The 14,145-nt window shown below is 28.0% G+C and carries 15 protein-coding genes; 12 read left to right on the plus strand and 3 right to left on the minus strand.

Going from position 1 to position 14,145, the window contains the following annotated elements; genetic code table 11:
• Window positions 1-91: 91 nt before the first annotated feature.
• Complete coding sequence (locus IAI10_RS23550; RefSeq protein ID WP_315675763.1) at window positions 92-286, minus strand: hypothetical protein; 195 nt, start codon at window positions 284-286, stop codon at window positions 92-94.
• 167 nt (window positions 287-453) lie between these two features.
• Here IAI10_RS23550 and IAI10_RS24740 point away from each other — a divergent pair, with 167 nt between their 5' ends.
• The 6 genes from IAI10_RS24740 to IAI10_RS23575 all read left to right on the plus strand — a co-directional run bounded on the left by IAI10_RS24740 (window position 454) and on the right by IAI10_RS23575 (window position 5,693).
• A complete protein-coding gene (locus tag IAI10_RS24740; protein ID WP_396334421.1) occupies window positions 454-534 on the plus strand; it encodes a hypothetical protein in 81 nt (26 codons plus the stop codon).
• A gap of 591 nt (window positions 535-1,125) precedes the next feature.
• A complete protein-coding gene (locus IAI10_RS23555; RefSeq protein WP_315675764.1) occupies window positions 1,126-1,497 on the plus strand; it encodes a hypothetical protein in 372 nt (123 codons plus the stop codon).
• A gap of 412 nt (window positions 1,498-1,909) precedes the next feature.
• Window positions 1,910-2,059: a hypothetical protein gene (locus tag IAI10_RS23560; protein WP_315675765.1), complete on the plus strand. Its 150-nt coding sequence runs from the start codon at window positions 1,910-1,912 to the stop codon at window positions 2,057-2,059.
• A gap of 705 nt (window positions 2,060-2,764) precedes the next feature.
• Window positions 2,765-4,423, plus strand: a complete 1,659-nt coding sequence (locus IAI10_RS23565; protein WP_315675766.1) for an ATP-binding protein — start codon at window positions 2,765-2,767, stop codon at window positions 4,421-4,423.
• Between the two features lie 131 nt (window positions 4,424-4,554).
• Window positions 4,555-4,932, plus strand: coding sequence for a hypothetical protein (locus IAI10_RS23570; protein WP_315675767.1), 378 nt, complete (start codon window positions 4,555-4,557; stop codon window positions 4,930-4,932).
• 563 nt (window positions 4,933-5,495) lie between these two features.
• A complete protein-coding gene (locus tag IAI10_RS23575) occupies window positions 5,496-5,693 on the plus strand; it encodes a DUF1492 domain-containing protein (protein WP_315675768.1) in 198 nt (65 codons plus the stop codon).
• A gap of 81 nt (window positions 5,694-5,774) precedes the next feature.
• Here the strand turns inward: IAI10_RS23575 and IAI10_RS23580 are convergent, their stop codons facing one another.
• Both IAI10_RS23580 and IAI10_RS23585 read right to left on the minus strand, forming a co-directional pair.
• Window positions 5,775-6,281 carry an ImmA/IrrE family metallo-endopeptidase gene (locus tag IAI10_RS23580; RefSeq protein ID WP_315675769.1) on the minus strand — a complete coding sequence of 169 codons (507 nt, stop codon included), beginning with the start codon at window positions 6,279-6,281 and terminating at the stop codon, window positions 5,775-5,777.
• Window positions 6,282-6,295: 14 nt separating this feature from the next.
• Entirely contained in the window at window positions 6,296-6,742 is a 447-nt protein-coding gene (locus IAI10_RS23585; protein WP_315675770.1) for a helix-turn-helix transcriptional regulator, read from the minus strand.
• A 165-nt stretch (window positions 6,743-6,907) separates the two neighbouring features.
• On the opposite strand from IAI10_RS23585, the gene IAI10_RS23590 reads away from it, so the two are divergent.
• The 6 genes from IAI10_RS23590 to IAI10_RS23615 all read left to right on the plus strand — a co-directional run bounded on the left by IAI10_RS23590 (window position 6,908) and on the right by IAI10_RS23615 (window position 13,911).
• On the plus strand, window positions 6,908-7,462 hold the full coding sequence (locus tag IAI10_RS23590; protein ID WP_016207359.1) for a hypothetical protein: 555 nt from the start codon (window positions 6,908-6,910) through the stop codon (window positions 7,460-7,462).
• Window positions 7,463-7,677: 215 nt separating this feature from the next.
• Window positions 7,678-8,088 (plus strand): sigma factor-like helix-turn-helix DNA-binding protein, encoded by a 411-nt coding sequence (locus tag IAI10_RS23595; protein ID WP_315675771.1) that lies wholly within the window; start codon window positions 7,678-7,680, stop codon window positions 8,086-8,088.
• Between the two features lie 527 nt (window positions 8,089-8,615).
• Window positions 8,616-10,910, plus strand: a complete 2,295-nt coding sequence (locus IAI10_RS23600) for an ATP-dependent DNA helicase (protein ID WP_315675772.1) — start codon at window positions 8,616-8,618, stop codon at window positions 10,908-10,910.
• A 65-nt stretch (window positions 10,911-10,975) separates the two neighbouring features.
• Window positions 10,976-11,110, plus strand: a complete 135-nt coding sequence (locus IAI10_RS23605; protein ID WP_016207356.1) for a hypothetical protein — start codon at window positions 10,976-10,978, stop codon at window positions 11,108-11,110.
• A gap of 69 nt (window positions 11,111-11,179) precedes the next feature.
• On the plus strand, window positions 11,180-12,991 hold the full coding sequence (locus IAI10_RS23610; RefSeq protein ID WP_315675773.1) for a recombinase family protein: 1,812 nt from the start codon (window positions 11,180-11,182) through the stop codon (window positions 12,989-12,991).
• 125 nt (window positions 12,992-13,116) lie between these two features.
• The gene (locus IAI10_RS23615) at window positions 13,117-13,911 is read left to right on the plus strand and encodes a MerR family transcriptional regulator (protein ID WP_315675774.1); all 795 of its coding nucleotides are present in this window, start codon (window positions 13,117-13,119) and stop codon (window positions 13,909-13,911) included.
• The last annotated feature ends 234 nt before the right edge of the window (window positions 13,912-14,145 follow it).

A 14,145-nucleotide genomic window follows, 5' to 3' on the forward strand; every position in this document is an offset into this window, starting at 1 on the left:
CAAATTGTTTTGCCATAATGAGATCCTCCTTCATCTGATACATTTATTGTACCACCTTTTAATCTATAGGATTTTCTCATTTTGACTTGTACTATTTATATTCTAGCTCCAAGTATTTTAAGTCAATATTGAATGTATCACAAATATCTTTTATTATATTTGGCTTAGGGTATATTTCATTTAATTCCCATTGTTGTACAGAAGACCAATAATGGGCAATGGCTTTACCAAATTCTATTCTATCAAGGTTACTAGATTTTCTTACCTTAATTATTTTATCTGCCAATGTTTTTTCCGGCAGATAATCATATATCTTTTTATATAGATTAAATTTAATTGGTGAAAAAGTCGCAGTGGAGTGTAATTGGCTAGTCAATAAGGTACATTTGAAAAGGTGGGAGTGACTCTAAAACCAGGTGATAGAAGGTAGATGTTTTAGAGGTACAAAGAAAGATGAAGGAAAAAGGGTATTATCAAGGAAAATTAGATGGTATTTATGGAGAGGGAATGAAAACAGTATGTAATAAAATTTAGGAAAGATAATAACCTTAAAGAATACCACAATATTAATAATGAATGCCATGAAAAGCTGGAGGTTACTGTGATAGATTAAATTTATTTAATCCTTATCCAATTATTGTATCATCAGCTGCAGCAGTGTTATTATTATTGTTGTCTTTTTGTGTAGAATTAGAATTTCCAGATTCTGCAATACAGTTAAGTACTCTCGGTGAGGGCAAGTGTTAGTAATAAACAACCTATACCCACAATGAAATTTCCAAGAACGTTTAGTTCTAAATTATTACTACCATATCTAATTCAAGCAATTTACATACCGGTGTCTCAACATACCATTATAAATCATCATATTATAAACTCATTTTGGTTTAAGTCGTTATTCTTATACACAAATCCAGTTAGTTATATTTTTTCTTTTATATTTATCTGACTTACCTAGAATTTCATAAATTGAAAATACAAATTTTTTTTGATTTACCTTCATAATATTATTTTTAATAATAGAAGAATTGTAATTAGTAATGTAAATAAAAATAATTATTTTTTCATTAATTTAATTTTAATTTTTCAAGTTATACTATATAAAAATAAAGGAGTTGATTTATTATGGAAGAAAGATTTGAAAAGTGTAATAAGTGTGAATATAGAGAAATTGTAGAGGATCTACATATTCTTATGTTAGGAATGAGTGATGCAAATAATCTTATATTTCAAGATTATTGCGAAGAGCAGTATGAAGATATAAAAAATATGCTAGAAAGGTACATGTTGTTAGTAGAACCTTATTTAAAAGATAATGTAGATAAGTGTCATGATGAATGCAAAATTTGTAAAAATAAAGAAAGAGTAGAAAAATCCAAAGAATATATTGATAAGATGATTAAGGTAATTAATTCAGATAGATATTATTATGTAGAAAAACTACAAAGAATTTATTTTTTGCAAGATGATTACTTTGAAGATTGTAGTAGCCTTTAGAAATTTCATTGAAGTAATAAAAAAATAAGAAAAAGGTGGTATTGAACTTACTTTATTAGTAATTTAATACTATCTTTTTCTTATAAGTAATTTACAATAAGTAGTGTAAAATGAACGTATAGCATGTAGATTTAGTATAATTAAATTAGAATACAAAATAAGGAGATGCCTACTATGCTCTAAAATTAAGTAAAGAAAACTTATCATAATCAAAGGATTGTATTTGATATTTAAAGAAACATGAGGAAAAAGGCAAACTTATTGTTGAAGATTTAGTAATGGTTAAATTTTACATGTGAATTGAATATACAAAAATGATTTGTAATAAATTAGTATAGATTTTCTGATTCGTTATTTCAAATAAATTACTGACAGACAAAGAAGAGAATAATTATAAAAATGGAGGCGATTTATGAGTTGCATTATAAAGACTTGCATAGGGAATTGTGAATTATCTAGGTTACTTAATGAAGTTAAGAAAGATATTATTTTACTATTGAGAGATAGTGTTAAACAATTAAAATTATATGGTTCTTTCGCAAGAGGTGACTATAGTAACTAGTCTGATATTGACATTTTTTTAGTATATGATGAAACTAGAATAAAAAATATAGATGATTTAATATCTGAAATATCGGTAAAATATGGCATTATGATAAATATATATGATATGAGCATTAGTTATTATAATAAATACAAAAATATATCTCCTTTGATTAAAAATGTAGAAAGAGAAGGTGTGGAAATTTAAATTTAACAATATAATTTTATAATGAGCATTAAAGAAGTGGATTATGATTAGATAAAGCAAAATTATTAAAGACTATTTAGGTAAAGAAGATATTCAGTGAAAATTTTGATAAGTTATTTGTAAAAAGAAGAAGTATTGAAAAATGATTTGTTGTTATTTTTCAATACTTCTTTAAGTTATTTTTTCATATAGGTCACTAACAGATATAGAAAGTGCATTACAGATACTCAAAATTTCATAATCATATAATATTCTAGTTTGATTTTCGATTCTTGAAATCATTGTTCTATCAAATTTAAGTCCGTTAGTTGACAATCTGGCAGCTAAGAAATCTTGTGAAATACCTAGCTTACGTCTATAAAATCGTATAGATGGGCCTAAAATATTTTTGATTTCTATAATAATCCTCCTTTCGCTATTTTTAATACTATGTATTAATTTTAGTAAATAGGAAACAATAAAGTGTGCTCATTCAGCACACTTTGAAAGATTATAAAATTAATTTGGAGGTCATATATGAATGTTTTTATTCCAAAAGTAAAAGAGGTATCAATATTTAAAGAAATTGCACATAATATTATTAATCCATTAGAAATAATAAGAGAGGCTATAAGTAATTCATTTGACGCAGAAGCACTAAATATATATATAGATATTTGCAGAAATAATAATGGAGATTTTTTAATAATAATTAAAGATGATGGAAAAGGTATGGATATTGATGCAATTCATAAATTCTTTAATTTAGGAGATTCAAATAAGAATAACTTAGGAATAGGTGAAAAGGGGTTGGGAACAAAAACATATTATAAGAGTGATTTAATATCAGTGGTTACTAAGATAAAGAACAAAAAGGTTTATAAAGCAGAAATGGCAAATCCATGGCAAAAGCTAAATGAGGGTATAATACCTCAATACACTATTGAGGTATTTAATGAAAAATTTGAATTTAAAAGTGGAACTATGGTCATAATGAAAAATTATAAGATAGATAATCCAGAAAAGTATTTTAATTGTGAAACAATTAAAGATTATATTCAATGGTTTACAGCAGCAGGAAGTTTTAAAAATATATTTGCTAGTATCCCAAGTCTTTATAAAAATATTAAAAATATGCAAATAGCTCCCAAAGTATTTATAAATGATGGTATCTTAAATCAAAATGAAGAAATAATAGGAGTACATATATTTGCACAACCACAAGAATTACCTGATGAAGATATAAATGAAAAAATATATAGAAGAACAGTAAATTATTGCAGGCATTTTGGACCATTTCATCTAGAAACTAATATAAATGGAGAATTTGTATCGGTTCAAGTATATGGCGAAGTGGCAGGCATAAATCGTAGAAAAGAAATTTCTAGATTAAAAAAAGGCGAAACATATAAAGGAAGATTTGGATTGTACTTAGCAAAGGACTTTATTCCATTTTTAAGAAGAGTTGATTTGTTGAATGATGAACAATACTACCATTACCATATTTTGGTCAATTCTCAATCTTTTGAATTAACTGCAGACAGAAATAATTTATCTAATGAAAATGATCCAAAAGTTAAATGGGTGTTGGAGAAGACAAAGGAAATTATAAATACTAAAATAAAACCTATAGCACAAGAATACTATTTTAATTTAAGAAAGAAAGAGGAAGAAGAATATGCAGCAAGACGTAAATTTGAATCAATAAATAAAAATTTAAATAACCTTGAAAAACTTGATGATATTTTAATAGATTGTATTCCCATTAAAAAAAAGCCATATTCTGAATATGAAGTGGCTATGTGGTTTGTTGCATTGCTTTCTAATGATAAAACTAAAGAATTTATTGGAGCTATATCAAAAGTAGTTACATATTCCAGAATTGCAGCAACAGATATGATTTGTTTAGATAAAAAAAATAATAATGTTCTGGTAGAAATAGAGTATAAATTAAGTAATTTATTTAAACATAAGCATCCATTAAATACATATCATTATGTAGTATGTTGGGATGTGGATGTTGACTATAATAAAATAATAGAATTTAATCATAAGAATATTATTTTAATGACCAAAGGAGAAAAAAGTATAATTTTGTGTGATAATAATAAATCAATTGAAATCATTAACATAAAAAGTGTTATAAATAAGATATTAACTAGAGATTTAGAAAAAGTTAAAAATGTTTCAATATAAAGTACTTCAGATCTAGATATTTATAATTAATGCTACATGAAGTAGTTTTGTGATAAATTATTAAAAGGGGCAGAGCATTTATTACTATCGTATATGCTTTTGTTTGTGGCATACAAGGGAGTGATTGGAATATGGCTGATAACAACGAATTATTAAATTTAATATGTAAAGTGTGTTCAAATATGCAAGAAGGTTTTTCAAAAGTATATGAAGGAATGGATAAGTTAGAAAAACAAATCATTAAAAATATTGAACTTATTGAAAATATAGATGAAAAGGTCAAATTACTTGTAGATGGGCATGTAATATTTAAAGATCATGAGGGATATTATAATAAGCATGAAAATAGAACTGTTTATGATAAGTTGAATTTAATTATGGGCTCTCTAAAACAGACTTCTATGGATGTTAGTAATCTTATTGAAATTGTTGAAGTTCTCAAAAAAGATGCTGGTGAGAACAGACTAGATATCAAGCTATTAAAAAAACGTCAATTTAGGAATGATTAAAGTATTCTACAAAATTAATAACCAGAAATATTATCAAGTTTAAGATATAAATAAAGACGACAGATGGAACTCCCTAATTCAAGGGAGTTTTTTATTGTATTTAAGAATATCACAAGTTTGACTTGTGGTTTGGGAATGTTTTTATATATAAGTAGAAAAAATAAACTAGATTTTCCGACCCAAACTATAAAGTATAGGGATGTGTGTCTGTTAATGGATATTGATAGTTCAGTACATAGTAAGTGGAATTGTAAAAATCACATAGTTTTGCACCAAAACTTAGGCGATAAATTATATATGGACAGATAAAAACTGATATAAGTAAAAAGTAATTGAATATGTACCTATTGAAAAATATAATACCTATTACAAATTAAGTATGGATTTCAATATTTAGCTTTAATTTCGTCTTTATATTTCATGTAAAGCAAGAAATGAAATATAATATATTATAATGATCTAAAATAGAAGAAAATCTTCAGGATTTAACTTATAGTAATTGCATTATAAGAATCTTAGACAAGTCTTTTGACATTTTAAAGAAGTATCCGGAAGTTGGAGAGTTGTATTATAGCATATTAAGATATTCATATTTAGCAAAAGAGAAGTATAAAGAAAATTACATACTTGAACATTTAGCTATATCCAGATCTACCTATTTTAGAATGAAGAAAGAGGCTATAAATTTATTAAGCACAATTATATGGGGATATGAAATACCAAAAGTAATTAATATGTTTGAGGATAATAAACAGATTTAATATATAAATAATATGAAGAGGATAAAAGAGGCACAACTTTACTATGATGAAGTATAATGGTGAAATTTGGCGGAGATTTATTTATCTTTTCAAAAAATCTCCACCAGAAATACAAAATTGGCCTATGTCAAATCCTTTAGATTTAAGTATCTGTCCTTTAAAATCCACAAGCTCAATTGGCATTTTTAATTCAGCAGCAACATTGGCATAGGTACAGTCTTCTTTAAATAAAGCCATAATTGTTTTATCAGGAATTAATAGTTCAGCAGCAAAAATGTTAGCTTCTCTTTCAGGTTTTGATTTCATATCAAATAATGAAAATTCTCTTATAGGATCATTCGTTGCAAAGCTTTGATGAAATCTATCGTGACCCAATTCATGAGCGCAGATTATTGGGAAAAGTTCTTCTTTTATATTTTTATTTATGACTATGTAGCGAAACTTAGATTGATAAAAGTAGTACCCTTTAAGATTGCCAAGTTCATGATAGCAGACATTTATTTTCATCATTTCAGCAATTTCAAAAGGATCACGTGTCTTATATTTTTTAACAAGTCTGTTTACTTCTTTTAAGATAAATTTAGTCATAAGCAATTGCTCCTTTAAGGTGTTTTATGGCTGTCTTTATCCTCAGTAGTCTTCCTGCCATATTTTTTCCTTGCCTTATGTTTAGCATCAAAGTATATTTCTGTAATAGATTTAAAAAATGCATCTTTATCATCTTCAGATAACTCTCCGCCAGCAAAAATGGCAGAAGTTCTATCTAAAATCATTTCAGCTTCTTTTTTTCCTTTATAACCAAACTCAGTTTTTGCACTTGAAATAAAATCTTCATTCCTCGAGGCATCATCATTATCAGAAATTAAATAATCTACAGATACATTAAATATCTCAGCAAGTCCAGTAATAATCTTTTGACCTTTAGGAAATCTAGTATTATTTTCGTAATTACATATTGATTTTTGAGTTATATTTAATTGCCTTGCCAAATCTTCTTGAGATAAGCCTGCCTCTTTACGAAGCTGCTTTAATTTGTCACCGAAATTCATTTCTATGACCTCCAATATTATTATAATACAAGAACATTTGTTCTGAAAAGTTATTGACAAGATAAATTTGCCAATATATACTTAGAAATAGAACGAAAGTTCTTAAATATATTGTAGATTAGAACTAAGTTACTGTCAATGCTAAAGTGTAAAGGGGATGTGGAAATGGATAGCTATGGTGAAATTCAAAGCAATAATTTTAATTTGGGATTAATAAGAACAAGAGGGAATTTAAAAGTAAGTCCTAATATTTATCACAACACAAAATTACTTTTAAAACTTTATAACAAGGTATTATGGAGAATTAATAACTCCTTTGAAGAGATAGAAGCGGATTCAATTTCTTTTTCAGGGAAAAAACTAGACGAGCTTATTGAAAACTTAACAGATACAGAAGAATTTATATCTGAAGCTAAGCTTGAAAGTAGACTTCAATCTATTGCAGATAGTAAAAGTATTATTAATTTAATTGAAAAAGCATTGATGATGTTAAAATCATATCCAGAGAATGGAGAGAGGTATTATTCAATAATATATAAAATTTACATTTCAGCTTATCCTTATTGTGAAAATGAAATACTTGAGTATTTATGTTGCTCTCGTGCTACATATTATAGAGAAAAGCGGAATGCTATAAATTTATTAGGAACAATTTTATGGGGATATTTATTTCCTAATTTTATTAAAGAGCTTAAGAGTTTAGAGCTGATACAAGATTGATACTTAACTGATACTACGTTGGTACTGACATTATACTTTGATACTGATAACATATATACAATAGGAATAATATTGCATATTTTAAAAGCCTTGAAGCGTTTAGTTACGCTTCAGGGCTTTTTCTATGCCCAAAAATAAAAATAAATATAACGCTCAAGAGGAGTCGCACATTTTTGTGCGGCTCCTTTTTTGCGTTCTGAAAGGAGTTATTAAAAATGTCAAAGGAAGAAAAAGAAATAGCTTATGAAGAATTCAAGGTGGTTATTGAAGAAGAAATTAAAAAAGAGGAAAACAACGAGAGGAAATATTACAGACACAATATTTCACTAGAATATCTTCAAAGCTGCGATGTACCATTGGAATCTGCTGAAAACGAACAAGATTCTGAGGTGGAAAAAGAAGCAGAAAAACTTATGAGCTTTGTAGATTTAATTTCGGAGACAAGCTTACTGAGAGCATTAAAGAATTTAAAAGAAGAAGATCTAAAAGTCATTGAACTTAGATATAGATTTGGTCTTTCTATAAATGAAATAGCGATAAAACTACAAGTTAAAGATGAAGCTGCTAAAAAGAAGCATCAAAGAGCAATTAAAAAATTAAAAGCAAGTTTAGAAAAAAATAAATAAATTTTATATATTTTGTCCCCTAAAGGCATTTCTCAAGGCTATATAGTGAAGGCATTTTTTATAGATGCTTTTACGCTCCTTGAAAACTTAATATACGGTATATCAAGAAAGCAACCTTTGCCGCTGGGGACACAGCAAGCAACTTAAGCAGAGCGCCATGACCATTTATTGAGAGCGAATCAATCTGGCTTTAAATAATCCGTGGAGGGATTACTTGCGATGAAAGGCAAAGGGATAAATAATGATACTTCTGCCTTGAACGCTTATCGGCATTGGGCAGCCTGCAATGAATGACAGGATAACGCTCATTTGGCTTGAGAACTTATAGCCATGTCAGCTTATATGATGTTTTTCCAAAACAACTTGATATATTCCCTTAAGTTGTATCAGGGAGGTTGAGAACAAATATGATACAGAAAAATAACTGTTTAGTAATAAGCTTGACAGTGGAAACTATGCGGTGGATTTAGAATTTATGCCACCGTATCCTTCTGTTGTCAAGCTATACACCGATTGGATAAGGAGAGATGCATGTGCATGATATAGACTTGGCAGATGAAGAGAAATTAAAGAAATATATTGAAGATAATAAGTTCAAGGGTGAATATAAATATCTATTTACTTTTGAAAATTATATATTTGCGGTTAAAGAAAACAAATGTATAAATACTTATTACGTTATAAATATAAAGAAGAATAAAAGTGAAATTATACTTAGAAGTAAGAAAATCTATTCGGAAGAGCTTAAAGATATTCTGATAGAAAGACTTTTGAATTCTTCTAATTATGAAGTAAAACTAAAAGATGATCCAGAGGATATGATTGAATTTATTTTTATTAAGCTTATGGCTGAAAATGGCTTTAAGATTAGAGAAAATCAAATTGAACTTTCAAAAGCAATGTATAGAGGAATAATAGAAAATAAAATTGCAATTTGTGAGGCTGCTGTAGGTACAGGAAAAACTTATGCTTATATAGTAGCTTGTCTAGTTCACTCACTTTACGAAAGACAAAGGAAAACTAAATATATATTTACTAATGAAGGAACTGATACAGCTGCCAGTGTTATTTCAACATCGAGTATAGAGCTGCAAAATGCAATTATAAAAGATTATGTACCAAAATTATCAAGAATCTTGCAAGAAAATAAAATTATAAATAAGCCAATAAAAGCTGTGTTAAGAAAAGGGAAAGAGCATTATTTTTGTATAAAAAGATATGAAAGGTTTATGAATTACTTAAAAAGCAGTAATAAAGCTATTGATAAGGAATTGTTACAAAAATTAAATGAACTTCAAATACCTGATAAGGGAATAGACTTAGATGAGTATAAGGGCTTGAAAAATCATATATTGCAAAAGATTAATGTTCCCAAAGCTTGTGATAGATCTTGTTATTATTTTGATAGATGTAATTATTTAAAGCATTTGGAGTATATGAAATCTTCAGAACATGATTTTCAAGTATGCAACCATAATTATTATCTAGCTGATGCTGTAAAAAGAGCATCAGGAAAAAGAACCTTAATTCCAGAACACTTTGCAGTAGTTGTTGATGAAGCTCATAAGTTAAATGATGCTGCTGCACAAATATTTGGAAAGAAGTTATCCAGTGAAGACATTACCATGGCTATTAACATTATGAATAGTAGTCTTAAAGGTAATAAAGCATATTTAAAAATAGCAAAATCTAAATTGCAGGAATTGAATAAAATAAAAAGTTCTTTATTCAATAGTTTAATATCAAAAGGCAATTTATCTGATATTGAAGAAAATTCTCAAATTCAAATAAAATTAAGCAGATATGAGAAAAAGCTGCTATATAATATGAAGCAAAAAATTTTAGATATTAAAACTTATTGTAATCGAGATATCATTAAAAACAGAAATATACAATTTATTTTAGATGAGCTAGAAGAAAATATAAGGGTTTTTCAAACTGATAGAATAATTTATTGGCTTGAAAATCCGATAAATAAAGATTCAATATGTTTGTCCTGTGTACCAAAAGATTTAGAAAGGCAACTAAACAAAGTATTATGGGAAAGTGGTTCTCCCAAAATACTAACGTCTGCTACTTTGTCTGATGATAAAGGCTTTGACTATTTTAAGAGTAATACAGGAATCAATATTTTAAGTAAAAATAATATTAAAGAAATAAGTGTAGTTTCTCCATTTAATTTTAAAGAAAATACACTACTATATATAAGCGAAAAAATACCTTATCCCAATAAGCAGAGTGAAGAGTATATTACAGCTTTGTCAGAGGAAATATCAAAAATCATAGAAGTTAGCTTTGGACATGCTGTAATACTTTTTACTTCATATTCGTTAATGTCAAAGATCTATGAAAATATTCAGAATATAATAAAATATCCAACAATGAAGATGAATAAAAGTGAAAAGAATATAATTGAAAGATTTAAAAACAGTAGAAATGGAGTGCTGTTTGCTACAGGTTCTTTTTGGGAAGGGGTAGATTGTCCTGGAGATATTCTTTCATCACTTATAGTTGTAAATCTACCATTTATAGTTCCCACACCTATAATTGATGAAAAGAAAAAGGCTTACGAGAACTTAAAAGAATTTATAGATGAAGTAATATTTCCAGAAATGCTTATAAAACTAAAGCAGGGAATAGGTAGATTAGTAAGATGTGAAACTGATACAGGTGTTATATCTATATTAGATGCACGAATAAATAAAGATGGCAAATATCGAAGAAGGGTGCTTGAAGCTCTTAAAGATTACAAGGTTACAGATTCCATAGATGAAGTAAGAAGATTTTTTAGGAAAGTAAAAAGTGAAGATTATTTTTTATAAAACATTGCAGTTACGAAGGTAGCTGCTTTTTCTATTTTTAATGAGTGTTTGGGGGAGATTTTTATATGGATAATAATATGAAGTATAGTATTCAAATTGCAATGCTTAGTCAATTATTGAAGCTCAATATGATATCGGACAAAGAGTTCATGGCTATAAAAAATGAACTTATGAAAAAATATAAGATTATAATGCCTTGAAAAAATACCTTAAACAGTATAAAATTATAACTAATAAGTAATAGGAATACAGTTTGAGGAGAGATTGATATGGCAGATGTACAAGTAATAAAAGCCAGTACAAATAGAGTTAATAGAAATAATGAAAAGGTTATTGAGAGATTAAGAGTAGCTGCTTATTGCAGAGTAAGCACTGATTCAGAAGAGCAATTAAGCAGTTATAATTCACAAGTAGAACATTATAGAAATATGGTAGAAAATAAACCAGAATGGGCACTTGTTGATATATATGCAGATGAAGCAATAAGTGGGACTCAAATAGATAAAAGATTAGATTTTCAAAGAATGATAAATGATGCAGTAGATGGAAAGATTGATTTAATTATAACTAAATCAATATCTAGATTTGCAAGAAACACATTGGACACATTAAAATATGTAAGACTTCTTAAAGAACATAATGTTGCAATCTTATTTGAAAAGGAAAATATAAATACACTGACAATGAATGGTGAAATGCTGCTTGTTATTTTAAGTTCATTAGCTCAACAAGAAAGTGAATCTATTTCAGCTAATGTAAAAATGGGATTAAAGATGAAAATGAAAAGAGGAGAAATGGTTGGGTTCAATGGCTGTTTAGGGTATGACTATGATCCAATAAATAAAGTAATTACAATAAATGAAGAAGAAGCTAAGACCGTTAGATACATTTTTCAAAGGTATGTGGAAGGTGCAGGGTGTTTTGTAATAGCAAAAGAGCTGAGCAAATTGAAATATAAAACAAAAAAAGGAAGTACAAGCTGGAATGATGGTTCTGTAAGAGGAATTGTTAAAAATGAAAAATATAAAGGAGATTTGCTTCTAGGAAAGACTTTTACAGTAGATCCAATATCTCATAGAAGGCTTGATAATATGGGAGAAGAAGAAAAATATTATATTAACTCACATCACGAAGCAATTATTTCAGAAGAAATGTTTAATGAAGCTCAGAAGATATTAAATAAGAGAAACTCAGGAAGCAGCAACATGGGAAGAAAAGAAAAATATAGCAGACAGTTTGCATTTAGCAGTAAAATAGAATGTGGCTTTTGCGGAGGAACTGCTACAAGAAGAAGATGGCATAGCAGTACTTCTCATGAAAAGACTATTTGGCATTGTGTAGTATCAACTAAAAAAGGTAAAAAATACTGTCCAGATAGTAAAGGCATAGATGAAAAGATTATAGAAAATGCATTTCTTGAAGCATTTAATATGTTTTGTCTTCAAAATAAAGAAATAGTAGAAGAATTTATGGAAACAGTAGAAAATACAATTAATGCTACTAATTCTATAAAAGAATTAAAAAAGCTGCAAAGAGAAGTTTCTTCTATAGAAAATAAGATTAAAAAATTAGTTGATATGAGAATAGATGAAATGATAGACAAAGATACTTATGAACTTAAATATACTGAACTATCAACTGAGTTAGAAAAACTTAAAGCTAAAAGAGATGAAGCAGAACTTGTTAATGAAGATAATATTGATGTGAAAAAACGAATCGAAAGTTTTAGAAAGGTTTTTGATAGCAATAAACCTATAAGAGAATTTGATAGAGTAGTTTTTGAAAGTGCAGTTAATAAAATAATATTAGGTGGAACTGATGAAGAAGGAAATAAAGATCCATATATGCTAACATTCATATTTAATTCTGGCATGAGCCATTCATTAAAAGGTAAAGATGTGGTAAAATCTAATGGTGATTCAAAAGACGAAAAAGTGTGTTCCTATACAGAACACGACACATGTGGAGACGGTAGTAATGATGACGAAATGTGGTTAGGAAGGCAAAAAGTAGGGATTGACCACAATGTAAGGAGTATAGCAAACAGGATGAGATTGCTGACAAGGGTTACTTTTCTTTAGTGTAAATTTATAAGTAATGTTATATTTAGAGTAGACAGTTTGCCTGCTCGCGTTTAGCATAAGTGCTTAAGAGAATAGTATTGATACTGTGTCTGTAAATGTGATGAATGGGGAAAGGAAAAGCGATGGTAGAATATAGTATTAGTGATATTGCAGAAATACTAAATATTTCTAAGGAAATGGTTAGGTATTATGAAAAATGTGGGGTAATTAGACCTAAAAGATCAACAACGAATAATTATCGAGTTTATACAACTATGGATTTATTTCAATTAGGAGAGGCGATTCAACTTACGAGATTTGATATTAATATCAAACAAACAACGACATTAAAAGAAGGTAACTTTGTAGAAAAGTTGCTTGCTAATTATATAGAGTTTTATAAGAAATTGGATCAAGAAATTCAATATGACGAACTACTTAAACAAAGATGTTTAGAAATGATTGAACGAACAGAGATGTCAGCATTAAATCTAAACAACTTTTGGGTCAAAAAGATACCAGAACAGTATGCATACTGCTCCTTCCAAGCGAAAGGAGATAATTATAAAAAAATTTCTGCCTCGAAGGAAATTGGTCAATGGTTCTTGTCTTCAAAGTATGGAGTTTTTTCAGATTCAGTTGTTGAGTTTAAAAAAAATGATGATCAATGGTTTTTTTGCATCGATAAAAAATATGCAGATATATTAAAACCTCCAATTAATGGCGAACGAATTGAATCACCATTAAAGACGTGTTTATGTACAATTATAGATATGGGCGAAATGGGGTTATTTAATCGAGAAAAAATTGAGCCAATGATCAAACGTGCAGAGGGAATGCATTATAAAGTAACAGGAAACATTCAAGGGGTACTTTGCGGACGTGGAGTGATCGACGGAAAATTCCGTCGATATATGGAGTTACGTTTACCAATATAAAACATTGAAATGATTACAAGGTTTTTTCATTAATAATTGCTAAAACAACATGAGAAAAAATATCGAAAATCCCTAAAGTTATTAATTGTTTGCGGATTAACCCCTTGGTTTTGGACAAAACCTAATAAATTCTCTAAATTTCTTAGAATTACACCCTTATTTGAATATTAGTTAGATTTTCTCCAAAATGAAGGTTATAAAATTCATTTGGTGACATAAACTTCAAACTTGAAT

Origin of the sequence: Clostridium sp. 19966 (assembly GCF_032335695.1) — a bacterium.
Lineage (GTDB): Bacteria > Bacillota > Clostridia > Clostridiales > Clostridiaceae > JACTOJ01.

Coding starts and splice junctions, on each gene's coding strand:
- IAI10_RS24740 (WP_396334421.1), top strand. CDS start 454: ATGAAGGAAAAAGGGTATTATCAAGGAAAATTAGATGGTATTTATGGA.
- IAI10_RS23555 (WP_315675764.1), top strand. CDS start 1,126: ATGGAAGAAAGATTTGAAAAGTGTAATAAGTGTGAATATAGAGAAATT.
- IAI10_RS23560 (WP_315675765.1), top strand. CDS start 1,910: ATGAGTTGCATTATAAAGACTTGCATAGGGAATTGTGAATTATCTAGG.
- IAI10_RS23565 (WP_315675766.1), top strand. CDS start 2,765: ATGAATGTTTTTATTCCAAAAGTAAAAGAGGTATCAATATTTAAAGAA.
- IAI10_RS23570 (WP_315675767.1), top strand. CDS start 4,555: ATGGCTGATAACAACGAATTATTAAATTTAATATGTAAAGTGTGTTCA.
- IAI10_RS23580 (WP_315675769.1), bottom strand. CDS start 6,281: ATGACTAAATTTATCTTAAAAGAAGTAAACAGACTTGTTAAAAAATAT.
- IAI10_RS23585 (WP_315675770.1), bottom strand. CDS start 6,742: ATGAATTTCGGTGACAAATTAAAGCAGCTTCGTAAAGAGGCAGGCTTA.
- IAI10_RS23590 (WP_016207359.1), top strand. CDS start 6,908: ATGGATAGCTATGGTGAAATTCAAAGCAATAATTTTAATTTGGGATTA.
- IAI10_RS23595 (WP_315675771.1), top strand. CDS start 7,678: ATGTCAAAGGAAGAAAAAGAAATAGCTTATGAAGAATTCAAGGTGGTT.
- IAI10_RS23600 (WP_315675772.1), top strand. CDS start 8,616: ATGCATGTGCATGATATAGACTTGGCAGATGAAGAGAAATTAAAGAAA.
- IAI10_RS23605 (WP_016207356.1), top strand. CDS start 10,976: ATGGATAATAATATGAAGTATAGTATTCAAATTGCAATGCTTAGTCAA.
- IAI10_RS23610 (WP_315675773.1), top strand. CDS start 11,180: ATGGCAGATGTACAAGTAATAAAAGCCAGTACAAATAGAGTTAATAGA.
- IAI10_RS23615 (WP_315675774.1), top strand. CDS start 13,117: ATGGTAGAATATAGTATTAGTGATATTGCAGAAATACTAAATATTTCT.